Source organism: Vibrio sp. 1069, from assembly GCF_033340555.1.
On record NZ_JAWOWP010000014.1, the window covers coordinates 38,115 to 64,301 of the forward strand.

General features: G+C 45.7%; 22 protein-coding genes and 1 pseudogene. 7 read left to right on the forward strand and 16 right to left on the reverse strand.

Annotated elements, in window-relative coordinates:
• Positions 1–3 precede the first annotated feature (3 nt).
• The 3 genes and pseudogenes from R7040_RS18615 to R7040_RS18625 all read right to left on the reverse strand — a co-directional run.
• Positions 4–2,415 carry an integrase gene (locus tag R7040_RS18615; protein WP_157629942.1) on the reverse strand — a complete coding sequence of 804 codons (2,412 nt, stop codon included), beginning with the start codon at positions 2,413–2,415 and terminating at the stop codon, positions 4–6.
• Positions 2,409–4,751, reverse strand: coding sequence for a hypothetical protein (locus R7040_RS18620; protein ID WP_131170361.1), 2,343 nt, complete (start codon positions 4,749–4,751; stop codon positions 2,409–2,411). The genes R7040_RS18615 and R7040_RS18620 overlap by 7 nt, the downstream gene beginning before the upstream one ends.
• A gap of 151 nt (positions 4,752–4,902) precedes the next feature.
• Positions 4,903–5,814: pseudogene (locus tag R7040_RS18625) on the reverse strand (YifB family Mg chelatase-like AAA ATPase); the annotation flags it as partial.
• 464 nt (positions 5,815–6,278) lie between these two features.
• Here R7040_RS18625 and ilvG point away from each other — a divergent pair.
• From ilvG to ilvA, 5 genes are read left to right on the forward strand one after another with little or no spacing between them, the layout of a single operon-like run.
• Entirely contained in the window at positions 6,279–7,925 is a 1,647-nt protein-coding gene (gene ilvG / locus R7040_RS18630; protein ID WP_005378960.1) for an acetolactate synthase 2 catalytic subunit, read from the forward strand.
• Between the two features lie 11 nt (positions 7,926–7,936).
• Positions 7,937–8,221 (forward strand): acetolactate synthase 2 small subunit, encoded by a 285-nt coding sequence (gene ilvM / locus R7040_RS18635; protein WP_005378958.1) that lies wholly within the window; start codon positions 7,937–7,939, stop codon positions 8,219–8,221.
• 12 nt (positions 8,222–8,233) lie between these two features.
• Positions 8,234–9,172, forward strand: a complete 939-nt coding sequence (gene ilvE, locus R7040_RS18640) for a branched-chain-amino-acid transaminase (protein ID WP_025768922.1) — start codon at positions 8,234–8,236, stop codon at positions 9,170–9,172.
• A gap of 13 nt (positions 9,173–9,185) precedes the next feature.
• Positions 9,186–11,027 carry a dihydroxy-acid dehydratase gene (ilvD, locus tag R7040_RS18645; protein WP_132937262.1) on the forward strand — a complete coding sequence of 614 codons (1,842 nt, stop codon included), beginning with the start codon at positions 9,186–9,188 and terminating at the stop codon, positions 11,025–11,027.
• Between the two features lie 2 nt (positions 11,028–11,029).
• A complete protein-coding gene (gene ilvA, locus R7040_RS18650; protein WP_017635600.1) occupies positions 11,030–12,577 on the forward strand; it encodes a threonine ammonia-lyase, biosynthetic in 1,548 nt (515 codons plus the stop codon).
• A gap of 54 nt (positions 12,578–12,631) precedes the next feature.
• Here the strand turns inward: ilvA and punR are convergent, their stop codons facing one another.
• On the reverse strand, positions 12,632–13,534 hold the full coding sequence (gene punR / locus R7040_RS18655) for a DNA-binding transcriptional activator PunR (protein WP_005378948.1): 903 nt from the start codon (positions 13,532–13,534) through the stop codon (positions 12,632–12,634).
• A 152-nt stretch (positions 13,535–13,686) separates the two neighbouring features.
• Here punR and punC point away from each other — a divergent pair, with 152 nt between their 5' ends.
• The gene (gene punC / locus R7040_RS18660; RefSeq protein WP_054579443.1) at positions 13,687–14,892 is read left to right on the forward strand and encodes a purine nucleoside transporter PunC; all 1,206 of its coding nucleotides are present in this window, start codon (positions 13,687–13,689) and stop codon (positions 14,890–14,892) included.
• Positions 14,893–14,936: 44 nt separating this feature from the next.
• On the opposite strand, the gene R7040_RS18665 is transcribed toward punC, so the two are convergent.
• Entirely contained in the window at positions 14,937–15,713 is a 777-nt protein-coding gene (locus R7040_RS18665; RefSeq protein ID WP_062730792.1) for a transporter substrate-binding domain-containing protein, read from the reverse strand.
• Between the two features lie 115 nt (positions 15,714–15,828).
• Between R7040_RS18665 and R7040_RS18670 the strand changes: the two genes are divergently transcribed.
• Positions 15,829–16,569, forward strand: a complete 741-nt coding sequence (locus tag R7040_RS18670; RefSeq protein ID WP_005383852.1) for an amino acid ABC transporter permease — start codon at positions 15,829–15,831, stop codon at positions 16,567–16,569.
• Between the two features lie 69 nt (positions 16,570–16,638).
• Here R7040_RS18670 and glmU read toward each other — a convergent pair whose 3' ends face one another.
• The 11 genes from glmU to R7040_RS18725 form a co-directional block, all read right to left on the reverse strand.
• Positions 16,639–18,000 carry a bifunctional UDP-N-acetylglucosamine diphosphorylase/glucosamine-1-phosphate N-acetyltransferase GlmU gene (gene glmU, locus R7040_RS18675; protein ID WP_005378938.1) on the reverse strand — a complete coding sequence of 454 codons (1,362 nt, stop codon included), beginning with the start codon at positions 17,998–18,000 and terminating at the stop codon, positions 16,639–16,641.
• Between the two features lie 149 nt (positions 18,001–18,149).
• A complete protein-coding gene (locus tag R7040_RS18680; protein ID WP_005378937.1) occupies positions 18,150–18,572 on the reverse strand; it encodes a F0F1 ATP synthase subunit epsilon in 423 nt (140 codons plus the stop codon).
• Positions 18,573–18,590: 18 nt separating this feature from the next.
• Positions 18,591–19,994, reverse strand: coding sequence for a F0F1 ATP synthase subunit beta (gene atpD, locus R7040_RS18685; RefSeq protein WP_005378933.1), 1,404 nt, complete (start codon positions 19,992–19,994; stop codon positions 18,591–18,593).
• Between the two features lie 35 nt (positions 19,995–20,029).
• Positions 20,030–20,896: a F0F1 ATP synthase subunit gamma gene (gene atpG, locus R7040_RS18690; protein ID WP_005378932.1), complete on the reverse strand. Its 867-nt coding sequence runs from the start codon at positions 20,894–20,896 to the stop codon at positions 20,030–20,032.
• 44 nt (positions 20,897–20,940) lie between these two features.
• A complete protein-coding gene (atpA, locus tag R7040_RS18695) occupies positions 20,941–22,482 on the reverse strand; it encodes a F0F1 ATP synthase subunit alpha (protein WP_005378931.1) in 1,542 nt (513 codons plus the stop codon).
• Between the two features lie 13 nt (positions 22,483–22,495).
• Entirely contained in the window at positions 22,496–23,029 is a 534-nt protein-coding gene (atpH, locus tag R7040_RS18700) for a F0F1 ATP synthase subunit delta (RefSeq protein ID WP_053350671.1), read from the reverse strand.
• A gap of 14 nt (positions 23,030–23,043) precedes the next feature.
• Positions 23,044–23,514 carry a F0F1 ATP synthase subunit B gene (gene atpF / locus R7040_RS18705; RefSeq protein ID WP_005378929.1) on the reverse strand — a complete coding sequence of 157 codons (471 nt, stop codon included), beginning with the start codon at positions 23,512–23,514 and terminating at the stop codon, positions 23,044–23,046.
• A gap of 74 nt (positions 23,515–23,588) precedes the next feature.
• A complete protein-coding gene (atpE, locus tag R7040_RS18710; protein WP_002540812.1) occupies positions 23,589–23,843 on the reverse strand; it encodes a F0F1 ATP synthase subunit C in 255 nt (84 codons plus the stop codon).
• 56 nt (positions 23,844–23,899) lie between these two features.
• On the reverse strand, positions 23,900–24,712 hold the full coding sequence (gene atpB, locus R7040_RS18715; RefSeq protein ID WP_005378922.1) for a F0F1 ATP synthase subunit A: 813 nt from the start codon (positions 24,710–24,712) through the stop codon (positions 23,900–23,902).
• A gap of 8 nt (positions 24,713–24,720) precedes the next feature.
• A complete protein-coding gene (locus R7040_RS18720; RefSeq protein ID WP_005378921.1) occupies positions 24,721–25,110 on the reverse strand; it encodes a F0F1 ATP synthase subunit I in 390 nt (129 codons plus the stop codon).
• Between the two features lie 189 nt (positions 25,111–25,299).
• Positions 25,300–26,181, reverse strand: a complete 882-nt coding sequence (locus R7040_RS18725) for a ParB/RepB/Spo0J family partition protein (RefSeq protein ID WP_017821562.1) — start codon at positions 26,179–26,181, stop codon at positions 25,300–25,302.
• Positions 26,182–26,187: the final 6 nt, after the last annotated feature.

A 26,187-nucleotide genomic window follows, 5' to 3' on the forward strand; every position in this document is an offset into this window, starting at 1 on the left:
TCCTCAATCAAGGTCTTTGATTTTTAAAATTAGATTAAAGGTTTGAGTTGTCTTTCCATCATCACCTTCGATGGTGAAGAACTCTGGTTCAAGTGTGATTCGACCTTCTTCTAAAAGCTGAATAACCTCTGTTTCGATGTCCTGCTCTTTTTGAAGTTGGCTTATATGAGGGACGGTTAGATAAGACTCATCATCGTAATCTTCTGCGGCTTCACTCACTGACTCTATAGTGATGGGCGTTGAACTATCACCTGTCAGGCGCTCTGCAATGATTTTGCGAACTTCTTCGATACCTTCTAGCTTCGCAAGTTCAGAAGTAGAATCGACCACACCACGGACAATTACACTGGCTTTAGCTCCATTTAATACCGCCCCAGTTTCCGACTCAGAGATATAGTGATATAGATGCTCCATATCTGAATGTCCGAGCATCCAGCGAAGAGCATCCATTCCATCAAATCCTTTTGACCAAAAGAACGCCATAGCAAAGAAGCGTCTCAATTGGTGCTGACGGACATAATTACGGCGATACTCACCGTTTTCGTACTCCACCAAGTCCGTTTCTAAGTAATCGCATACAGAATCTAGGTGCGCATTATATGTCGTGTGAGCAACCTGACTTAACTGCGAGTAATTTGAATTGAGGCTGTTAAGCAAAGATAACTTTCCTTTGCATAACTCCAACTCACTCGCTTTAATGTTAAATTGCTCCAATTGCCAAATGAACCTTGCGATAGATAAGGGAATTGGTCTTTCTATTGTTGCATTTATTCCTTTTGACCCAGTTTTTTTTACCCCAAATATCAGGCTGTACTCTGTTTTTGCACCCGCTTCTGAAAAGGGACTTACATTAGGTGAAAGGTTGCCATGTGACTTCAACTTGATTAATTCATCTTGTCTTCGAGCCATGATTGCACCCACTAAGACTTGTATTGCGCCTTGCAGTACCGAGAACAAATCAAACAAGCTCTCATTAGCTCGAATCCGCTCAAAGCGATTATCAACGCTATGAGCAAAGGCTCGAACCTGCTTTACCCCTTTTTTAAGGTATTCACTACTCAGGCAGTTGATTGCCTCCGTTTGAAACCAGTACCCTCGCTCTGTGCTAGACATATCTCGATGCAATACTTCATTCCAATCTAGGGCGCTTTGTTGTGGTCGGAATGTATTGGAATGTTTTGCAGTAGATTTGCTTCTTGCTGTAGACAGCAGACTTAATGTTTCATCGAGTAAAGTAGTAGAACCTTCCTCTGTAGGTAGATGCTCTTTGACAAACTCATAGCACTGACGAATTAAATTAAACACAAAGGCAGGCGGTAAGGTGCGAGTGCGTCCTGCTTTTTTTAAGCTAACTAACTGGCTAATGTGGCCTGAACTGACACGCTCGGACAAGATTGAAGGGTTTGCCGCATCTTCACGCTCAAGGTTGGTATGAATCAATCGAATTGCTTCAATGTATGCTGAGATAGTCGTTTGAATAGTGCCTGTTGAGGTGTCTTTATTCTCAACCGCTCTATACTCAGAGTTTCGCCTTGCCGCTTTGATATGAAGCTCTGGATAACTAGGTAGGCTTATGTCGTGATAAAGCATCTTGCCATCAAACAACAGCTTACCTAGTGCAGCACTGCTGCCAGTGTATTTTATCATTTCTCCATTGTGATAATAACCTTGCTCAAAAAGCCAAGCACACGCCTTCTCTCTCTCTGCTAAAAATAAGAAACTTTCATCTTCCGCAATGTCTTGTGTAACGTAGGGGAACTTCTCTTTAAACGCTTGTGCGTCTGTATCAGAAATGCTTTGAGAAGCGTTATTAAGTAATACCTTGGTATGTTTTTCAATCTCATACACACCTTGAAAATTTCCGTGCTCGGCGTACTTCGTCAAGATGTTCAGCCAAAAGTCATCATTAACATTCAGAAGATGATATTTTGCTAGCTTCAATTCTTTCGCGTGCAGCAAGATGGCATTGATGAGAGCGATAACTTTGGTGACTTTTTGATAAGCAGTTCTTGGACTAAAAATCTTCCCACCGTTCTCAAGTGGATTATCTGCTACCGTAATCCAGTATTTAAAGCTGTTTAACAGCTTTTGGTGTTTTTTATCCGTGAGTTTCTTACCATCATCTAAGTAAACCGTGTCCCAATGTATCGTTTTTGGGGTTTTGCCAAATGTTAGTACCCACTTGTTTTCAGGAAAGCTGGATTCTAACCATTCGGGCTGTCTGTCATCGTAACCGTAGATGCCTGTATGGATATTCGTAATGATATCTAATGCTCGATAGTCATCATTTGCTACTGAGAAATTGATAATATCTTCAAGAGTCTCGGCACTTAGGCTATTCAAAAGCGAATGGTCTTCCACGATGTTTTCAATGAGGTTAGCAATAGAGGAATTGTCGATAGCAACACTTAACATAGCAGCGCTCCCTTAATCGAGTCAGTATCCAGTGTGTTATTGGTTGCAATATCAAGCATTCCCATTAAATCATCATCCGCACTATGCTTGCCTGAACTCAAGGTATCTAAAACAAACACTGCTGATTGATACCAGTGAGCGACTATATCTAAAAAAGATTCCTCATCATCACTACTATCAACAACAAAGCGTATCGCCATCAACAACTGCAAAAGTGGTGTCGATATAGTGTATGTTAACCGGTCAAACCCTAATAATTCTGAAACTTCACTGTCAGTAGTCGTCTGCTGAGTAAAGCCATGATCGAAATGCTCTGGAATGTTGCTTATGCCGTGATTACTCAAGAACTCCTCAATGTCTTGAGCGCTCATGTTCACAGCATCAAGTCGATGCACTGAATCTTTCATGGCTTCAAGTAAAATAGCGTTCTGGAACTGACGTATCCAACGTGCATTAAAGAAGTCCATTAACGGCTTAGGAAGGTAAGATGTCAGTAGGTTTGCATCCTTCTTTTCATGACCAAGCGCCTCGGCAACAGCATCCATTGAACGTGTGTCCAAATAAATTTGAAAGCCTCGGTGTCGTCTGATGGAACGTAACGAATGGATATCGGAGATGGCTTGGACATCTTCCAAGGTTATGTCGCTGCTCTTATCAAAGAGTGTTTCATCTTGAAGCCAATCATAAAAATCATTTGCTGAGTGAAGAGTGGTATTGAGACGGCTTGGGCGTATCACATTGGTAGTGGTTGCAGTCAAAATCATCTTTCGCCAATTCACATCCCCTTTCTGCTTCAGGTGTTCACGGCTCATGCGTGTGTGCTGTATCAAGAACTCAACTATAGATTTAGAAAACTCACTGAGCACTACTTCTTGCTGCGCATTGGTAGACCCTTTGCGTGATTTGTAACTGACCGCAATATGCCGATTACCAACCTGCTTATAGCCCACCATATTGCCATTTACATCAAATAAGTCCCATTTTGCTAACCAAGAAGGTGTTATCAGAGGATGCTCCATCACAAGAAGCGTCAAAAGAACATTCAGTGTTGATTTGGTTGGTAAATTTAACTCTGTGTTGAGTTGGCGAGCATCACTTGCAAACCCCAAAAATGATAAATAGCTAGTATCTTTTGCAGCGATGCCGTGCGCATAAAAGGTTGCTACTGTATTATCTAACTTATCTTCACCGACAAAGTTCACATATTGTGTATAACCGAGCGTGCCGCTTAATGGTTTCACTAAGCCTGTGCTCTGAAAAGCTTTATTTCTATCTTCTCGCTCTAAAAGCTCTTCAAATTTCAAGAGACACACATGCCTGACATGCGCCATGTCTCGGTCTACACGTTGCTGAATAATTGAAACAGCCTCTTCATCTTTAATTTTGAGTGGAATGTTAGCAAACCATCGAAGGTTTTCTGGCTGCGTAGCATTGCCACCAATTGAAAAGGTGGGCGCTGCATCTTTTGGATCTTTCCAGTCTGGAACGATGAATGGTTTGTGAGGTTCAGCAAAAACACCTGCGTTGATAAAGCACTCGGTATAATAGCTAATGGTATCTCGCCATTTAGTGTAAAAATTCTTGGGGCAGTTCTGTTCAGCTTGGGAGCGCACAAATAGCACTTTAAACACCTTATGGAAAAGTAGCTGCACATGATTACGACTTAGAAGGGTTTCTATTGTTAGTCCGTCTCGGTCGTTATAAACAGTGGAGATGCCCACAAAGAGTTTTTTGAGTTCATTTAATGCACGGTTCAGAGATGATGATTTTTGTGTAAATGCATAGTTTTTAAGAGCTAGATGAACCTTGTTGGTAAATGCCTCACCAAAATTAACATAAAGCGTATCCAGATGAGCCTCATGTTCTTTACCTTCTTTTGACAGCACCTGCCAACCATCAAGGTAGACTGCTTTTGTTTTATCTATATTAAGCTCTCTGAACTGAGCTAGACAGCTCGAAACGTCTTCTGTGATTTTAAAACTCGAAAGCTTTACTTCATCAAGAGTTAAATGTTTATCTTGCGCAATGTAGCGGAAAAGGATTTTGAGTTGATTGCCTAAGTCATATCCGCGATTGATAGTGATATCATCATTGCTATAAAAAAAGCCAATGAGCGACTGGAAGTGTGCATTAAGTGAGCTTGAATCATTCAGTATTTCCAATGCACTGTAGTTACCTTGTTTAACCAAGTAGCAGTAAGCTGCATAAAGATTCAACACTGCCTGAATTTCCTTTGGATTGATTGAGGATTCAGCAGCAAGTGTTAGGTAGTTAGAGTATTCGACTGACAGTGCAGTTTTTAATAAAGAAAGCTCATTTAGTGTTTTTACATTCACAACCAAACCTCACAAATTGACAACTAACAGCCATATTAATTTTCAGAGTGATTGTTATCAATGTAATTTGAGGGCACCAAAATGCATTTAAATTATTTTTATTCAATAATTTAATGTGAATTTGATAATTTTTAGTTATTAGGATTACTAGCATTTCATCGAGAAACAATAACCCGTTGTGGGCTAAAGAGATCTCCCCTGGTCTGGGTACCGAACCACCGCCGACTAATGCCGCCATTGAACTTGAATGATGCGGAGAACGAAACGGACGCGACTTCCAGTTATGCTCATTAATTTCACTCTGAGTCAACGATGCCACCGAAGCGGTTTCCATTGCTTCTTCGTCACTCATTTCCGGTAATAAGTCACACAAACGCGAAGCCAACATCGTTTTTCCAGTACCTGGCGGGCCAAGGAAAAGTAAGTTGTGGTTTCCAGCGGCAGCAATCTCCAGTGCTCGCTTACCTTGTTGTTGGCCAATAATATCTTGTAAGTCTCGACCATGTTTTTCGATCGTTTTTCGCTTAGGCGTTTGAAAAAGATTCAGTCGATGTTGACCACAAAGCTCGGCACATACTTCCAGTAATGATTGGGCCGATTTATGTTGTTCCTTCCCCACCAGCGCCGCCTGATCGCCATTCACATGTGGGACGACCAAATGACGTTGAATCTTACTGGCTTCCAGCGCAGCAGGCAGCACACCTTTTACAGGTCTCAGACCACCAGATAACGCTAACTCACCAACAAATTCGTAGTTTTTGAGCTTATCTGTCGCGATTTGCTCCGAAGCGGCCAAAATTCCCAATGCAATAGGAAGATCAAAACGCCCTCCCTCCTTGGGTAGATCTGCCGGAGCCAAGTTCACGGTGATCCGCTTAGCAGGAAATTGAAAGTTAGAATTAATGATCGCACTGCGTACGCGATCTTTGGACTCTTTTACCGTTGTCTCTGGCAAGCCTACTAAGGTAAACCCTGGCATGCCGTTGCTGATATGAACTTCTACACTAACCGATGGCGCTTGCACCCCGACGCTTGCTCGACTATGAATGATTGCCAGCCCCATACGTTCCTCAATTTTTTGAACACTCTGTAAACAAATGTTTTATCTAGTTGGTTATGTTATATACCGCGTCCCAATTGAGAGTTAATGTGAAAAAAGAATGACTTTTTGCTTGTCATGCAGCGGAATTGTGTGATACCACTAATGACGCAAACAATTTCGTAGAACATTACACAACATTTTTTAACGAAAAAAGAACGACAGACAGATGAACCTTTTCGCTCATATCAACGCACTGCTAGCCCTGATTATCGTGGTCATTATTGGCACCGCGCGGGGTATTGTGGGCGAAAGGTAACCACAAATTACAAAAAACCCCCGCACTGAAAAGTCCGGGGGTTTTTTTACAACTACAAGTTGTCATCTGTCTAACCCTCGGACAGTTTAACGGGAAGAATGGGAGTGCACATGAAGTGCAATAAATATGGCAATCGCTACGAGCCACAACGTAGCAAAGGAGGTTTACGATGACTGGTGCACAACTTGTCGTAGCCGCTTTAAGACAGCAAGGCATCGAAACCGTTTTTGGCTACCCCGGCGGGGCCATCATGCCAATCTATGATGCTTTGTATGACGGTGGGGTGGAACACATCCTATGCCGTCACGAGCAAGGGGCCGCTATGGCAGCTATCGGGATGGCTCGTTCCACTCAAGACGTTGCTGTGTGCATGGCAACTTCTGGCCCAGGAGCCACTAACCTTGTTACCGGCCTTGCCGACGCTTTCCTTGACTCCGTACCTCTAGTTGCCATCACAGGCCAGGTTGCTAGCTCTCATATCGGTACCGATGCATTCCAAGAAATGGATGTGATCGGAATGTCCCTAGCCTGTACTAAGCACAGCTATCTCGTGACCGAAATTGAAGATCTAGCTCCGACACTTGCCGAAGCCTTTGAGGTCGCAAAAACCGGTCGTCCGGGTCCTGTCATTGTCGATATCGCCAAAGACGTTCAACTCGCTCAAGCACCTACAGACCTTCTTCCTCCATACATAGCACCAGCAATCGAAGATGTCAGCGCTGAAGATATCAAACGTGCGCAAGATGTGCTGGCAGCATCTACTCGCCCAGTGTTGTATGTTGGTGGTGGCGTGCAACTTGCGAAAGCAACCGATGCAGTACGCGAATTTCTTCGCTTAAACCCAATGCCTGCAGTTAGCACATTAAAAGGCCTCGGTACCATTGAACGCCATGATCCCCACTATCTTGGTATGTTGGGTATGCATGGCACCAAAGCCGCCAACCTAGTGGTTCAAGAAGCCGATCTATTGATCGTGGTTGGCGCGCGTTTTGATGACCGTGTGACGGGTAAGCTCGATACGTTTGCACCAAATGCGAAAGTGATTCACATCGACATTGATGCTGCGGAGATTCATAAACTGCGCCACGCCAACGCACCATTACGTGGCGACATCAACACCATTCTTCCTCAGCTAGAGCTGACTCAAGATATCTCACCGTGGGTTCATCACAGTGAAAGTCTGCGCAGCGGCTTTAAGTGGCGTTACGACCACCCAGGCGAGTTAATCTACGCACCGCTATTGCTTAAACAACTGTCTGACATGATGCCAGATAGCTCAATTGTCTCGACCGACGTCGGTCAGCATCAGATGTGGGCAGCGCAACATATCCAGCCACGCGAACCACAAAATTTTATCACTTCTGCTGGCCTTGGCACCATGGGCTTTGGCTTGCCAGCAGCGATGGGCGCTGCAGTCGCACGTCCTGATGATCAGTCTATCCTTATTACAGGTGACGGTTCATTTATGATGAACGTTCAGGAATTGGGCACGCTGAAGCGTCGGCAGATTCCAGTGAAGATTGTCCTTCTTAATAACCAACGTCTTGGCATGGTTCGCCAATGGCAGTCATTGTTCTTTGACGGTCGCCACAGTGAAACCATTCTTGATGACAACCCAGATTTCGTGATGTTAGCAAAAGCATTCGATATCCCGGGCAAAACCATCACCAAGAAAGAAGAAGTCGAACCTGCTCTCAAAGAGATGCTAGCGAGTGAAACTTCTTACATGCTTCACGTTTTGATTGATGAAGAAGAAAACGTGTGGCCATTGGTGCCACCTGGCGCATCAAACAGTGATATGTTGGAAAATACATAGGAGACAATCGCATGGACAGATATTTACTCGACATCAAAGCCGATGACAAACCGGTACTGTTGGAGCGCGTTCTACGTGTGATTCGTCACCGAGGTTTCGTGATCAAACAAGTCGCTGCTACGCAAAACCACGAAAGCAAAGTAGCCAGCGTCGAGATCATCGTCGACAGCGATCGACCAATCTCGTTTTTGATCAATCAAATAGAGAAGTTGTGGGACGTTCGTAAGGTTGAGGTGCTAAAAATCCGCAACGATGAACTGCCAAATCACAACTTACAACAACACGTAAGTGCATAAGGAAGGCAACAAATGGCAACGAAAACTGCAGATTTCATTTGGTTTAATGGTGAGATGGTTCCATGGGCAGAGGCGAACGTTCACGTTCTGACTCACGCAATGCACTATGGTACATCCGTGTTTGAAGGCGTGCGCTGTTACAACACACCAAAAGGCCCAATTGTCTTCCGTCACCGTGAGCATGCACAACGTCTAAAAGATTCTGCCAAGATTTACCGCTTTCCGATCCCTTTCTCTGTAGAAGAAATCATGGAAGCGACCCGCGAAACACTGCGCCAAAACAAACTCGACAGCGCTTACATTCGTCCATTGGGTTTTGTCGGGAATGTTGGCTTAGGCGTATGTCCACCAGTTGGCACTGAGATGGATCTAATCATTGCAGCATTTCCTTGGGGCTCTTACTTAGGCGAAGAAGCGCTAGAAAAAGGTGTCGATGCGATGATTTCAAGCTGGAATCGCGCTGCGCCAAACACCATCCCAACTGCGGCTAAAGCAGGCGGTAACTACCTATCTTCACTACTGGTTGGTGGTGAAGCGCGTCGTCACGGTTACGACGAAGGTATTGCGCTAAGCGTAGATGGTTACCTATCGGAAGGGGCTGGTGAAAACATCTTCGTTATCAAAGATGGCGTAATCACTACACCACCAGCAACTAGCGCGATTCTACCGGGCATCACTCGTGACTCGATCATGACAATTGCACGCGATAAAGGCTACAAAGTACGTGAGGCGAACATTGCTCGTGAAGCCCTTTACCTTGCCGATGAAGTCTTCATGACAGGTACTGCGGCTGAGATTGTACCAGTGGCAACCATCGACAAGATTGAAGTGGGCACTGGTAAACGCGGCCCAATCACTAAAGAACTACAAGCAGCCTACTTTGGCCTATTTGACGGCACCACGGAAGATAAGTGGGGCTGGTTAGACTATGTGTACCCAGAACAGAAGTAAGAAGGATTAGGAAATGCCAAAATATAGATCAGCTACCACCACACATGGTCGTAACATGGCGGGTGCACGAGCACTGTGGCGTGCAACGGGTGTGAAAGAAGAAGACTTCGGTAAACCAATCATCGCCGTTGTAAACTCGTTTACTCAATTTGTTCCGGGTCACGTACACCTGAAAGACATGGGCCAGCTTGTAGCGCGTGAAATCGAAAAAGCCGGCGGCATCGCAAAAGAATTCAACACCATCGCGGTTGATGATGGTATCGCAATGGGTCACGGCGGCATGCTGTACTCACTGCCTTCACGCGAACTGATCGCAGACTCTGTGGAGTACATGGTCAACGCGCACTGTGCCGATGCCATGGTATGTATCTCTAACTGTGACAAAATCACTCCGGGAATGTTGATGGCATCTATGCGTCTCAACATCCCGGTTATCTTTGTTTCTGGTGGTCCAATGGAAGCGGGTAAAACCAAGCTTTCTGATCAGATCATCAAACTAGACCTTGTAGATGCGATGATCCAAGGCGCGGATCCAAAAGTGTCTGATGAGCAAAGCGAGCAGATCGAACGCAGCGCATGTCCAACGTGTGGATCGTGTTCAGGCATGTTCACTGCAAACTCAATGAACTGTCTAACGGAAGCACTGGGTCTTTCTCAACCAGGTAACGGTTCTATGCTGGCAACGCACGCTGACCGTGAACAACTGTTCCTTAATGCAGGTCGTCGTATCGTTGAACTGACTCGTCGTTACTACGAGCAAGATGACGAATCAGCACTGCCACGCAACATCGCTACGTTTGATGCGTTCGAAAATGCGATGGCACTGGATATTGCAATGGGTGGCTCAACCAACACCATTTTGCACCTGTTGGCTGCAGCGCAAGAAGGTGAAGTGGATTTCGATATGGAAGATATCGATCGCCTATCACGCCAAGTACCACACCTATGTAAAGTGGCACCATCTACCCAGAAATATCACATGGAAGACGTACACCGCGCTGGTGGCGTCATGGCAATTCTTGGTGAGTTAGATCGTGCAGGTCTTCTACACAATGATGCGCGCACCGTGCTTGGCCTTTCGATGAAAGAGCAGCTGGCGAAATACGACATCATCCAAACTGAAGACGAAGAAGTACTTAAGTTCTACCGCGCAGGTCCTGCGGGAATTCGTACTACTCAAGCGTTCTCACAAGATTGCCGCTGGGATCGCCTTGATGACGACCGTGCGGAAGGCTGTATTCGTACTATCGATCATGCCTTTAGCCAAGAAGGTGGCCTAGCCGTTCTATCAGGCAACATCGCATTAGATGGTTGTATCGTTAAGACTGCTGGTGTGGATGAGAGCATTCATAAATTCACTGGCCCAGCCGTAGTTTTCGAAAGCCAAGAAGACGCCGTAGAAGGCATCTTAGGCGGCAAAGTAAAAGCTGGCGACGTGGTTGTTATCCGTTACGAAGGCCCTAAAGGTGGTCCGGGCATGCAAGAAATGCTTTACCCAACCACTTATCTAAAATCGATGGGCCTTGGCAAAGAGTGTGCACTTCTGACTGACGGCCGTTTCTCTGGCGGCACATCAGGTCTTTCTATCGGCCACGCCTCTCCTGAAGCAGCAAACGGCGGTGCAATTGGCCTGGTAAAAGAAGGCGATATAATCGCAATTGATATTCCAAACCGTTCAATTTCACTCCAAGTGTCTGAACAAGAACTTGCTGAGCGCCGTGCAAAACAAGACGAACTAGGCTGGAAACCAGTTGACCGCCAACGTGAAGTTTCATTTGCACTCAAAGCGTACGCGAGTATGGCAACCAGTGCTGACAAGGGTGCAGTACGAGACAAGTCGAAGCTAGAGGGCTAGCAATGATGGAAGCTCAACCCGAAAAACAAGTGAACCAAACTGGCGCAGATTATCTGCGCCAAATCCTTCGCGCACCTGTTTATGAAGTAGCAACAGTGACGCCACTGCAAGAAATGCCTCGTTTATCTGCACGTATCGGGAATAACGTGCAGATCAAGCGTGAAGATCGCCAACCCGTACACTCGTTCAAATTGCGCGGTGCATACAACATGGTGGCGAGTTTATCTGAAGCACAAAAAGCCGCTGGTGTCATTGCAGCATCGGCAGGTAACCACGCTCAAGGCATGGCGCTCTCTGGTACTAAGCTAGGCATCAAAACCACCATCGTGATGCCTAAAACCACACCAGACATCAAAGTCGATGCGGTACGTGGCTTCGGTGGCAATGTAGTGCTGCACGGCAGCAACTTTGATGAGGCAAAAGCGGAAGCGGAACGCCTTTCTGATCTGCATGGGTACACATTTGTCCCTCCTTTCGATCACCCACTGGTGATTGCAGGTCAAGGCACCATCGGCATGGAAATGCTGCAGCAAAATGGTCACCTTGATTACATTTTCGTCCCTGTCGGTGGTGGCGGTTTGGCTGCGGGTGTTGCGGTACTTGTGAAGCAGCTCATGCCAGAAATCAAAGTGATTGCAGTTGAGCCAGAAGATTCGTCATGCCTCAAAGCTGCTTTGGATGCTGGTGAGCCAGTAGTACTAGACCAAGTCAGCATGTTTGCCGATGGCGTCGCTGTAAAACGCATTGGCGAAGAGACTTTCCGTCTATGCCAAAAGTACATTGATGGCCATATTGCCGTCTCTAGCGATGAAATCTGCGCAGCAGTAAAAGACATCTTTGAAGACACCCGTGCGATTGCAGAGCCTTCTGGCGCGCTTGCTCTGGCGGGTTTGAAGAAGTTTGCTGAGCAAAACAAACTGCAAGGTAAGAATTTAGGTACTGTGCTGTCTGGTGCCAACACTAACTTCCATGGCTTACGTTATGTTTCTGAGCGTTGCGAGCTTGGTGAGAAACGTGAAGGTTTGCTTGCCGTCACCATTCCTGAGCGTCAAGGTGCCTTCTTTGAGTTCTGTAACCTCATTGGCGGCCGCGCCGTAACGGAGTTTAACTACCGCTACAACGATGACGCATTGGCAAATATCTTTGTCGGTGTGCGTTTGCAAGGCGGTCAGGAAGAGCTAGAACATATCATTCACGACTTACGTGATGGTGGCTACCCAGTGGTTGATTTGTCTGATGATGAAATGGCGAAGCTGCACGTGCGCTACATGATTGGTGGTAAGCCGTCTAAGCCGCTTAAAGAGCGCCTCTACAGCTTTGAATTCCCAGAATATCCGGGAGCGCTACTCAAGTTCTTAAGCACACTCGGTACTCATTGGAATATCAGCTTGTTCAACTACCGTAACCACGGCGCTGACTACGGACGTGTTTTATGTGGTTTCGAGTTAGATGAAAGCGATTTAGCTCAGTTTTCTGCACATTTACGTGAACTTGGCTATCAATGCAAAGACGAGACAGACAACCCATCGTATAAGTTTTTCTTGTCATAAAACGCCACATTTTAAACATATCAATGAAAACACCTCGCTAATGCGAGGTGTTTTTTATGACTGTAACCAATCTTTATGTAGCTGATTAGGCGACCCAAGATAGTCCACCATCCACTGGATCAATTTATGATTATCATCTTTGCGCCATACTAAGCAGCAGTGACTGAGCGGTTTATCATCCGGCATGACCTTCTCCACCAGCACACCATCATTGATTAAGGGTGTTGCAATATGACGTGGCATGTAACCCACGCCCACCCCATTTTTTAAACATTCAATCGCACTATACCAATTGGGCAATAATAATCGGCGCTGTTGCGGATAATGGCCAGTATGGCGTTTTGGCAGCACGTTCGAAGTATCATCAAGACAGATCGCCGGAAATTGACTCACAAACGCTTCAGTAAGCACTTGTTGTCGAACGCAAGGATGAGCGGGTGACATTACAAATGCCCAATCTAATACGCCCATATCTTTGACTTCAAAATCTCCCCCAACGGGAACCGCAGATGTCGCGCCAACGACAATGTCGGCTCGACCTTGTGCTATGGCTTCCCAAGAACCATTGAAGACCTCCATATTGATCTGCAATTCAGCAAATTCAAACTCGCGATAGAAATCTTCCACCAAAGGTTTGAGTTTTTCTAACTTCACCACGTTATCTAAGGTCAGCTTTAACGTGCTTTTCCATCCTTGAGCCGCTCGCCGCGTTTGTGCTTTCACCTCTTCCATTTGACGCAGCAAAGAGCGCGCCTCGGCCATAAAAAGTTCACCCGCTGGAGTTAGCTCGACTTTCCTTGGTAAACGTCGAAACAGCACCACATCTAAATCTTGCTCGACCTGCCTTACTCCATAGCTGATGGCTGAGGGGACTTTATGCAATACCTCAGCCGCAGCGGTGAAACTGCCTAAACGGGCAACCGTATCCAGCATTTCCAAAGACGCTTTAGAGAACATGATTTAACCTTTCAAAAAATTTGATTGATAACCAACAATTTTAGCGTTTTATTTTCTCAAAATCGAAAAATAGAATAATAAGGTAAATAAATCAGGGTTGGCGCCAACTGATGTTGATTAAAAAATGATTAAATAATTTGACTGGTTGAATCATGAAAATCTCAAAACTACAGCTCATTTATCTGGCAGCATTATCGATGCTTGGCTTCGTTGCTACCGATATGTATCTGCCAGCATTCAAAGCGATGGAAATCGACTTTGCAACAGGCCCTGAGCAAATTGCGCTCTCTTTAACGGTATTCCTCGTTGGTATGGCGATTGGCCAGCTAATGTGGGGATTGGCATCCGATAAATTTGGCCATCGTAATACACTCGCAGCCGGGTTGGTGCTATTTACTATCGCGTCATTCGGTTTGGCTTTCTGTGATCAAGTATGGCAACTACTCACACTGCGCTTTATCCAAGCTATCGGTGTGTGTGCACCAGCCGTGATCTGGCAGGCTATGGTCATTAAACGCTACTCAAGCAGTAGCCAACAAATTTTTGCGACAATCATGCCACTCGTCGCGCTATCACCAGCACTAGCACCTCAATTAGGGGTAGTGTTGGCAGATAACTTCGGCTGGCACAGTATCTTTATTACGCTAACACTGGTTGGTGTCTTTTTGGTCTTTGCGACCATGGCACAAAAAGACGAGAAAGCAGAAATCAAACAAACCAGTATGTCTGCCGACATCAAAGCGCTGCTGAGTTCTAAAAAATACCTTGGCAACGTGTTTATGTTTGCGACGGCTTCAGCTGCATTCTTTGCTTACCTAACTGGGATGCCAGAAATCATGGCGCAACTGGGCTACGAAGCAAAAGATATTGGTTTGAGCTTTATCCCACAAACCATCGCGTTTATGGCTGGTGGCTACTTAGGTAAAGTAGGCGTTCGAAAATTTGGTGATGAAAAGGTTCTGCGCCAACTGATTGGCCTATTTAGTGTCGCGGCATTAATGATTTTCATTGCTTCACAGTGGGATCTGTCATCGATTTGGCCTATTCTTGCGCCATTCTGTTTGATTGCCGTTGCTAACGGCGCGCTGTACCCAATCGTGGTAAACCGTGCATTGGCCAGCGCACAACAGAGCCCTGCAACAGCAGCAGGTCTGCAAAACAGCCTGCAAATCTGTGTAAGTAGCTTCTCAAGTGCATTGGTAGCCGCAATGGCAAGCCAAGCTCAGATGGTTACTGGCATCGCAATCATCATCTGTATGGGTGGGCTGTGGATGGGATACATTCTGTCGAATCGCGAATTATCCAAGCACTTTACGACTCCTGACAACGCCCGAGTCGTGAGTGAAGACGAACTTTAATCGTTCAGATAATAAAAAGAGCCGCGCAATGCGGCTCTTTCTGTTTATAAGCTTTTCAACCCCCATTTCTTGGCAGTCTGCTTAAAAAAGCCTTGAGTCTTTTTCAACTCTACCCAGTGATTGATGTAATTAATCCATACTTGATCGTCTTGCGGCAACAACATAGCAATTGGGGTTGGTTTACGCGGTGCGGTCACTGGCACTATCGCCAATTGTTTAAACTTATCCACCAACGTCGCTGCTTCCACATTGGACGTCACCGATACATCGGCCCTGCGAGATAGTAGTTCTTGGAAGTCGCGCGCTGGCGCTTCAATAACAATATGCTGAGCAGACGGGAAGAACTCTTTCACCATTTTTTCTTGTACCGTACCTAACGTCGCCGCGACTTTTACTTCTGGTTTATTAAAATCCGCCCAATCAGAGAATTTGGCGAGATCTTTCTTTTGCACCACAGGTACAAAGGCAAGGTAGAAATATGGCTGGCTATATCCAGCTACTTTCGCGCGAGACATGTTCAGAGATGCGCTGCCAGTAATATCGTATTTGTTGGCGGTAATGCCATTAACTAGCGTCTTCCAATCCGTGGGCACATACTCCACTTTTACACCGAGATCTTTAGCAAGTTCTGTTGTTACATCGATATCGAAGCCACGATAACTGTTTGTCGCGGGGTCTTTCATCGTCATCGGATTCCAATCTCCCGTCGTTCCAACTCGGAGTACGCCATTGTCTAAAATGGATTGAAGACGGCTTTCAGCGTGAGCGACTTGAGTCGCAGCAAGCAAACACATTCCTAGCACTAGTAAAATCTTTCTCATTTTTATTCCCTTAAAAATAATGACCTTATACGGTTTAATAATTAACCTTTATTAGAGCTCTACTGATAACATAGCAGCAACAAAGGAAGTTTTTTAGTTAATTCAGGGAGTAAATGTGACGTTTCGAACTCTATGGCTGTTTTCACTGCTATTACTCACTGGTTGTTCAGATTATCAATGGGGCTGGTATGTACTTGACCCTTCGACGGATCAAGGACTCACCAATCTAAAGTTTTTAATCGCTGGGTTTAATGACACCATTCAGGTATCACTCCTCAGTATGTTATTTGCGATGAGCTTGGGCCTGATCGTTGCGTTACCCGCTCTGTCGGACTCAGCCTCTCTGAAGTGGATAAACCGTATTTATGTCGAGGTGATCCGTTCAGTGCCAGTTTTAGTCTTACTACTTTGGGTGTATTACGGCATGCCTACGCTATTGGATGTCTCACTCAATCACTTTTGGGCGGGTGTTATTGCACTGACTATCGCTGAGAGCGCGTTTATGGCGGAAGTATTTCGCGGTGGAATACAAGCTATCAGCCGTGGCCAGCATGAAGCGGCTGAATCTTTGGGCTTAAGCTATTGGCAAAAGATGCGCTTGGTAATTCTTCCCCAAGCGTTTCGGCAAATTCTCCCACCACTGGGTAATCAATTTGTCTACATTCTCAAGATGAGTTCTTTAGTCAGCGTGATTGGTTTAAGCGATCTCACTCGCCGTGCTAATGAGCTGGTGGTGAATGAGTACTTACCCTTAGAGATTTATACCTTCCTCGTTTTGGAGTACTTGTTGCTCATCCTATTTGTATCTCAAGCCGTTCGTTGGCTCGAAAAACGTATTGCCATTCCTAGCTACTAGCGATGAAGCCTTAGCTAGAAACAACAAAGCCGCTCTTGTTGAGCGGCTTTGACAGAGTGTAGGTAATGCTTATTTCTGTTTTACAGGACGCTGCCAGCCAGTAATTTTGCGCTCTTTGACGCGAGTAATTACTAACTCACCTTCTTCAACATCTTTTGTTAGTGTCGTGCCTGCACCGATGGTTGCGCCATCAGCGATAGTGACAGGCGCCACCAGCTGGCTATCAGAACCAACAAAAACATCATTACCGATGATGGTTTTAAACTTGTTCGCACCATCGTAGTTACAAGTGATAGTACCTGCGCCGATGTTAGTACGTTGACCGATCTCTGCATCACCTAAGTAAGTTAGGTGGTTCGCTTTTGAACCTTCTCCGATGCGCGCATTTTTCACTTCAACGAAGTTACCCACATGGGAATCGTTACGCATTTCAGCCCCAGGACGAAGGCGAGTAAATGGACCAACCGTACATTCTTCACCAACCGTTGCACCTTCAATCACACTGTAAGGGCGAACGATGGTGTTGTCGTCGATTTCACAATCTTTCAGTACACAACCCGCACCGATAACCACGTTATCACCCAGTGAAACATTACCTTCGATGATAACATTCACGTCGATTTCACAGTCCATACCGCACTGTAACTCACCACGCAAATCAAAGCGTGCTGGATCGCGTAGCATGACACCTTGCTCTAGCAGCTTCTGAGCTTGCATTGACTGGAAAGCACGCTCTAGACGAGCAAGCTGCGCGCGGTCATTGACCCCTTCCACCTCAATGGCATTGACTGGGTGTACTGCCTCAACGGCACGACCTTCATCGTGTGCAGCTGCAATAACGTCAGTTAGGTAGTATTCGCCTTGTGCGTTGTTGTTGTTTAAGCCAGACAACCAACGCTTAAGATCCCCACCAGTCGCAACCATCACGCCAGTGTTGATCTCTTTAATTTGTTTTTGTTCTTCTGTTGCATCTTTTTGCTCAACGATCGCAACAACAGGACCATTTTTACGGATAATACGACCGTAGCCTGTCGGGTTATCTAGAATCACTGTTAGTAGTGCAATACCGCCTGTTGGCTGTGCATCTAATAGGTTTTCAATCGTTTCAGCTGAAATCAGTGGAACATCACCGTAAAGCACCAGTACTTTTTCATCGTCTTCAAACTTCGGAGACGCTTGATCAACCGCATGACCTGTACCTAGTTGCTCCGCTTGCAGTACCCAGTTTACAGGCTCTTCTGCTAGCGTTTGCTGCATTTGATCACCACCGTGACCATATACTAAGTGGATGTTTTGTGCGCCAAGACCTGTACATGTATCGATAACATGTTTTGCCATTGGCTTCCCTGCCAAAGTGTGTAGCACTTTAGGCATGTTTGAATACATACGGGTACCTTTACCCGCAGCAAGGATCACAGCACTGAATTTCATTAATAACCTATTGACGTTCTATTTTAATTGGGCGTTATTTTAAACACCTTGGAAGGATTAGTTAATGGTGGGATGTAAATTTCCAACTAAAATTAATCAAAAAGGCGACCAATTGGCCGCCTTTTTTCATGCAACGTTGCTAATTGAGCTTAGCGACGCTTTTTTGTCAGCTCGATAACTCGTAGCTGAGCAATGGCTTTAGCCAGTTCACTGGCCGCTTGTGCGAAGTCCATGTCACCATGCTGATTCTGGATTTGCTCCTCAGCGCGGCGTTTGGCTTCTTCTGCCTTCGCTGCGTCTAGCTCTTCACCACGGATAGCTGTATCAGCTAGTACAGTCGCTGTACCAGGCTGAATCTCTACCATACCACCAGAAACATAAATAATTTCTTCGTGGCCGTGCTGTTTCACAATACGCACCATACCAGGCTTGATAGCGGTCAGCAGCGGTGTGTGACCATGGAAAATACCAAGTTCACCTTCGCTACCGGTCACCTGAAACGTTTCAACACGACCAGAGAAGATTTTCTTCTCAGCGCTTACTACGTCTAGGTGAAAGGTTATTGCTGCCATATCGCCTCCTAGTTAGCCTTATAGCTTCTTCGCATTCTCAATAGCATCGTCGATGCTACCGCAGTACATAAATGCCTGCTCAGGAATGTCGTCGTATTCACCAGCTAGTAGACCTTTAAAGCCACGTAGAGTCTCTTTTAGAGGTACGTAAATACCAGGGTCACCTGTAAATACTTCTGCTACGTGGTAAGGCTGAGTTAGGAAACGCTCAATCTTACGTGCACGAGATACAACTTGCTTATCTTCTTCAGATAGCTCGTCCATACCTAGGATAGCAATGATATCTTTCAGCTCTTTGTAGCGCTGAAGAGTCTGCTGAACACCACGAGCAACTTCGTAGTGATCTTGACCAACGACTAGTGGATCAAGCATACGAGATGTTGAATCTAGCGGGTCGATCGCAGGGTATAGACCCATTGCAGCGATGTTACGGTTAAGTACAACCGTTGCATCCAAGTGCGCGAACGTTGTTGCTGGAGACGGGTCAGTCAAGTCATCCGCTGGTACGTATACCGCCTGTACAGACGTGATAGAACCTGATTTCGTTGACGTGATACGCTCCTGGAGTACACCCATCTCTTCTGCAAGAGTTGGCTGGTAACCTACCGCAGAAGGCATACGACCTAGTAGTGCTGATACCTCTGTACCTGCAAGTGTGTAACGGTAGATGTTATCAATGAACAGTAGTACGTCACGACCTTCGTCACGGAAACGCTCTGCCATTGTTAGACCAGTCAGTGCAACACGTAGACGGTTACCTGGTGGCTCGTTCATCTGACCGTAAACCATCGCTACTTTTGATTCTTCAGGCTTCTCAACGTTTACAACGCCCGCTTCCTGCATCTCGTAGTAGAAATCGTTACCTTCACGAGTACGCTCACCAACACCAGCAAATACTGATAGACCTGAGTGCTGTAGTGCGATGTTGTTGATAAGTTCCATCATGTTAACGGTCTTACCTACACCTGCACCACCGAATAGACCGATTTTACCACCCTTAGCGAATGGACAAATTAGGTCGATTACTTTAACGCCCGTTTCTAGAAGTGCAATTTCGTTTGATTGCTCTTCGTAGCTTGGTGCACTACGGTGGATAGAGTAAACCTCTTCCGCACCCACTTCACCACGCTCGTCAATCGCGTCACCTAGGACGTTCATGATACGACCTAGAGTTTTAGTACCTACTGGTACTGAAATTGGAGCGCCAGTGTTAACCACTTCTACTCCACGACGTAAACCATCAGAGCTACCCATTACGATACAACGAACTACGCCACCGCCTAGCTGTTGTTGAACTTCAAGAACTAGACGCTCTTTTGAGTCCGTTACGTTTAGAGCGTCATATACACTAGGTACATCGCTCTGTGGGAACTCTACGTCGACTACCGCACCGATGATCTGTACGATCTTACCTGTAGCCATCGTTAATCCTCTAAACTATTTCGTTTTACCTAAGCTTAAACCGCAGCTGCACCACCAACGATTTCTGATAGTTCTTGTGTAATCGCAGCCTGACGGGCTTTGTTGTACACAAGTTCCAAATCGTCAATCAAACTGGTTGCGTTATCCGTTGCAGCCTTCATCGCAATCATTCGAGCCGCTTGCTCACAAGCAAGGTTCTCAACCACACCTTGGTATACCTGAGACTCTACGTAACGCACTAATAGCGTATCCAGTAGAGGTTTTGGTTCAGGCTCATAGATGTAGTCCCATGAATGCTCACGCTGCATCTCTTCGCTGTCCGATTTAGGCAAAGGTAGCAATTGATCGATCGTTGGTTGCTGAACCATAGTATTTACAAACTTGTTGAATACTACATATAGACGGTCCAGTTCACCTTCATCGTATTTCTTCAGCATTACGCCAACAGAGCCGATTAGGTCTTGTAGGCTTGGATTATCTCCAAGACCAGAAACCTGTGCCGCAACTTTTGCGCCACCATGTTTAAAGAAAGCTGTTGCTTTTGAGCCAACAACGGCTAGCTCAATCTCAGCACCTTTCTCTCTCCATGCTTGCATGTCTGTAACGGCTTTTTTGAACACGTTAATATTCAAACCACCACACAGACCACGGTCTGTCGAAACGATGATGTAACCAACACGTTTAGCTTCACGCTCTTCTAGGTACGGATGACGGTACTCTAGGTTTGCGTTAGCCACATGACCGATCACTTTACGCATTGTTTCAGCGTATGGACGAGAAGCTTCCATTGCATCTTGAGAACGACGCATTTTTGAAGCTGCTACCATTTCCATCGCTTTCGTAATTTTCTGAGTGCTTTTAACACTACCGATTTTATTACGTATCTCTTTTGCGCCGGCCATCGTTACTCTCCGTTAGTTGGTGGCAGAAACTGCCACCGACCTAATTACCAAGTTTGGGTTGCTTTGAAGTCGTCAGTCAGTTTCTTCAACTGAGCTTCGATTTCATCGTTGTAAGCGCCAGACTTGTCGATCTCAGCTGCTAGTTCAGCGTATTGACCGCGAGCGTACGATAGTAGAGCCGCCTCGAAATCTAGAACTTTGTTAAGTTCTACATCATCAAGGTAACCGCGCTCTGCCGCGAAGATAGTTAGAGCTTGGTCAAATACAGACATTGGAGCATACTGCTTCTGCTTCATTAGTTCTGTAACTTTTTGACCATGGTCTAGCTGTTTCTTCGTTGCGTCATCAAGGTCAGAAGAGAACTGAGCAAATGCCGCTAGTTCACGGTATGCAGCTAGTGCTGTACGGATACCACCTGATAGTTTCTTGATGATTTTCGTCTGAGCTGAACCACCTACACGAGATACTGAGATACCTGGGTCAACAGCAGGACGAACACCAGCGTTGAATAGCTCAGTTTGTAGGAAGATCTGACCATCGGTAATCGAGATTACGTTAGTCGGTACGAATGCTGAAACGTCACCTGCTTGAGTTTCGATGATAGGAAGAGCAGTCAAAGAACCAGTCTTACCTTTCACTTCACCGTTAGTGAAACGCTCTACGTACTCTTCGTTTACACGAGCTGCACGCTCTAGTAGACGCGAGTGTAAGTAGAATACGTCACCTGGGAATGCCTCACGGCCTGGTGGACGTTTAAGTAGTAGAGAGATCTGACGGTAAGCTACCGCTTGCTTAGATAGATCATCGTAAACAATCAGTGCGTCTTCACCGCGATCGCGGAAGTATTCACCCATCGCACAACCTGCGTAAGGCGCTAGGTATTGAAGCGCTGCAGATTCAGAAGCTGATGCAACTACAACGATAGTGTTTTGTAGTGCGCCGTGCTCTTCTAGTTTGCGAACAACGTTAGCGATAGTCGATGCTTTCTGACCGATTGCTACGTAGATAGAGAAAATACCAGAGTCTTTCTGGTTGATGATCGCGTCGATCGCCAGTGCTGTTTTACCAATCTGACGGTCACCGATGATAAGCTCACGCTGACCACGACCGATTGGGATCATAGAGTCGACTGACTTATAACCAGTTTGCACAGGTTGGTCTACCGATTTACGGTCGATTACACCTGGTGCGATCACTTCTACAGGCGAAGTCATTTTCGCTTCGATTGGACCTTTACCATCGATAGGCTCACCCAGCGTGTTTACTACGCGGCCTAGTAGTTCTGGACCAACTGGCACTTCAAGAATGCGGCCAGTACCTGTAACTTTCATGCCTTCCTTAAGGTCAGCATATGGGCCCATTACAACCGCACCAACCGAGTCACGCTCAAGGTTAAGTGCCAGTGCATAACGGCCACCCGGTAATTCAATCATTTCACCTTGCATCACGTCCGCTAGGCCGTGGATGCGGATGATACCATCGCTTACCGATACGATAGTACCCTCGTTGCGAGCTTCACTAACAACTTCGAAAGATTCGATACGTTGTTTGATCAGATCGCTAATTTCCGTGGAATTAAGTTGCATGCTCCAATCCCCATTAAGACTGCAATGCATCGCTCAGGCGGTTCAAACGACCACGCGCTGAGTCATCGATGACTAGGTCTCCGGCTCGAATAATAACCCCACCAAGTAGGGTCTCATCTACACTGCAATTCAGCTTCACTTTGCGTTCAAGACGCTTTTCAAGTTTGCTGCCAATGTTTGCAAGTTGTTCATCAGAAAGCTCTGTTGCTGAAATTACTTCAACATCAATTTCTTTCTCATGTTCTTTTTTCAGAGTAAAAAACTCCGTACAAACATCAGGAAGGGCCGATAAACGACCATTCTCAGCCATTACCTTCAAAAGGTTTTGACCGTGCGCATCAACTTGTTCGCCGCAAACTGCAACAAAAATTTCTGCCATTTTGTCAGCAGAAACCGAACCCGTTAGTAGTTCGTTCATTTGTTCGTTTTTGGCCACTTCAGCAGCAAAAGATAACATTTGGCCCCATTGGTCCAACTGGTCTTTCTCTAAAGCAAAGTCGAAGGCTGCTTTAGCATAGGGGCGTGCGATAGTAGTCAAATCAGACATATGCGCCCCCAGACTTAAAGTTTTGCAGTAATGTTGTCGAGAATATCTTTTTGCGCATCTTTATCGATAGAACGCTCAAGGATTTTCTCAGCACCAGCTACAGCCAGAGTAGCAACTTGTTTGCGCAGCTCATCGCGTGCACGATTGCGTTCAGCTTCAAGTTCTGCTTCTGCTTGCGCTAGGATTTTCTGGCGTTCTGCCTGAGCTTCCTCGCGAGCTTCATCAAGAATTTGAGACTTACGCTTGTTCGCTTGTTCGATGATCTCAGTTGCTGTGCGCTTCGCTTCTTTCAATTGATCAGAAGCGTTGGCTTGTGCTAGATCCAAGTCTTTCGCAGCACGTTCTGCTGCTTGAAGACCATCAGCAATTTTCTTCTGACGCTCTTCGATCGCTTGCATCAATGGTGGCCATACATACTTCATGCAGAACCACACAAATAGTGCGAACGAGATTGCTTGACCTAGCAGAGTTGCGTTTATGTTCACAACAGCTACCCCTCTATTTGGACTTAGTGTTAATCAGTGACAAGCGATAATCGCCCGTCCCGAGTTAAAGGTGATTAACCTAGTTGACCAACGAATGGGTTTGCGAAAGTGAATAGTAGCGCGATTACGATACCGATCATTGGAACCGCATCAAGTAGACCCGCGATGATGAACATCTTAACTTGTAGCATAGGAGCCATTTCTGGTTGACGTGCAGCACCTTCTAGGAATTTACCACCTAGCAGTGCGAAACCAATCGCTGTACCAAGAGAAGCAAGACCGACGATAATACCTACGGCGATTGCAGAAAAGCTCAGTAAAGTTTCCATTACTATCTCCAATTTATAGTTGTTGGCTTAGTGCCCAAATAAAAAGCTTTAAAAAATTAATGATCAGGATCTTCGTGTGCCATTGACAGGTAAACAATTGTCAACATCATGAATACGAAGGCTTGAATCGTAATAACCAAGATATGGAAGATTGCCCACGGTAGTGAACCCATCCATTGTAAGTACCATGGTAGCATTGCCGCACAAAGAATGAATACAACCTCACCCGCGAACATGTTACCGAATAGACGCATACCAAGTGATAGAGGTTTCGCTAATAGCGATACCACTTCAATTAGTAGGTTAAACGGAATCATCAGTGGGTGATTGAATGGATGTAGTGCAAGTTCTTTTGCGAATCCACCTAGACCTTTTACTTTGATGCTGTAGTAAATCATCAATGCAAAAACGCCTAGAGCCATAGCCATGGTGATATTCACATCAGCAGACGGTACAACCTTAAGGTAAGGAATACCTAGCCAATGCTCTGCTGGGTATGGTAAGAAGTCGATAGGAACTAAGTCCATCACGTTCATCAAAAATACCCAACAAAAGATAGTCAGTGCTAAAGGCGCGATCAGTGGGTTGCGTCCATGGAACGTGTCTTTGACGTTATCGGCGACAAATTCAACGATCATTTCTACAGCACACTGAAGCTTACCCGGTACACCCGCTGTTGTTCTCTTTGCTACTTTGTAAAAAATTCCGAGGAAGATTAAACCAGTAAACCAAGAAAAAAACAGGCTATCGATATGTACGTTCCAGAAACTTGTCTCCGACCCTACTAAACCCAACTTGTATAGCGATAGGTTAGAAAGGTGGTGGGCAATGTAACCGGACGATGTTAGCGCTTCACCTGGCGCAGCCATAACTCATCCTATTTTTTGTTGTTAATGAATAGCACTGGTGCACAGATATTAATACCTAGTACCAGCAAATAGGTTAGTTTGAGGGGAACAAGTTCCACCTGCATATACATGTAGGCAACATAGAACAGTGCAACCGTGATGAGAATTTTCAGTACTTCACCCGTATAGAAGGAAGCAGCGATGCGCTTGGCAGCGCGAGCTCCACTAAACATGAAAGCACACAGCGCGAATACTGCATTGGCAACAACAAAAATGCCTCCGCCAATCAGCGCTGAAAATCCCCAGTCAGGATTTATGGCTACCGCCATTCCTGCTGCCACAAAAATAACCGCGCCAGACTGGATCATTAACAATTGCCTTGCGAGCTCTCGTCCTGGTCTAGCTAACGCAGCTACCATGTATTCGTACCTCTAGTAATATCCACTTCGCACTTAACTCTCTGTGCTGGGAAATTGGCGAAAATTATACGTTCAGTTCAACGTAAAGCAATTCGATTGCATCAAAAACTTACAGTTTTGTTTACAAAACGACAACTTTCGCACAAAATTCGATTAATTAGATTAATTGACCTAAATCAATTATCTCATCTAGGCCTCAAGCTTGGCAATTAGTTGGTCCAATTTGTGAGGCTCATCAAGACTTATCGTCAATTTCGCTTTTCCGTTTGCAGAACGGGTAAGAGAAACTTTTGCATCAAGCAGCTGACTCAATTTATGCGACATTTGCTCGGCTTCGGTATCCTCTTGTTGCCCTTTTTGCTCATTTTGTGGGGCTAAGCACTTTTTTACTAACTGTTCGGTTTGGCGAACAGTCATTTGCTTCTTAGCCACTTGTTGAGCTACTTCGACTTGCTGTTCGCCTTCTAACGCTAACAGAGCTCGAGCATGACCCATTTCCAATTTTTTATCTGCAACCAGACCTTTTACATCAACTTCCAACTGATTCAGACGTAATAGGTTACTCACCGTCGTTCTTGATTTACCAATCACATCGGCCACTTGCTGATGTGTCAGCGTGAATTCATCTTGTAGACGTTCAAGCGCTTGGGCTTCCTCAATCACATTCAAGTCTTCACGTTGAATGTTTTCAATCAACGCCATGGCGATGGCGGCACGATCTTCAACTTTTTTCACCAAACACGGTACGCGTTTTAACCCCGCCTGCCTTGCAGCACGCCAGCGGCGCTCACCTGCGATGATCTCAAACTGACCACTTTCGACCTGGCGAACCACGATTGGTTGAATAATGCCTTGTGATTGAATCGAAGCCGCTAGTTCTTCTAGCGCTTCAGGCGCCATATCTTTACGCGGTTGGTATACGCCCGGTTGCAATTGACCAATCGCTAAATCGGTTAACTCACCGTCTGCCGATAATTCTTGGCTATGCGATGCAATATGCTGTTTTTCACGAGCAAACGAACTGGTCGACAATAACGCATCCAGTCCTTTTCCGAGACCACGCTTAGACATGGGATT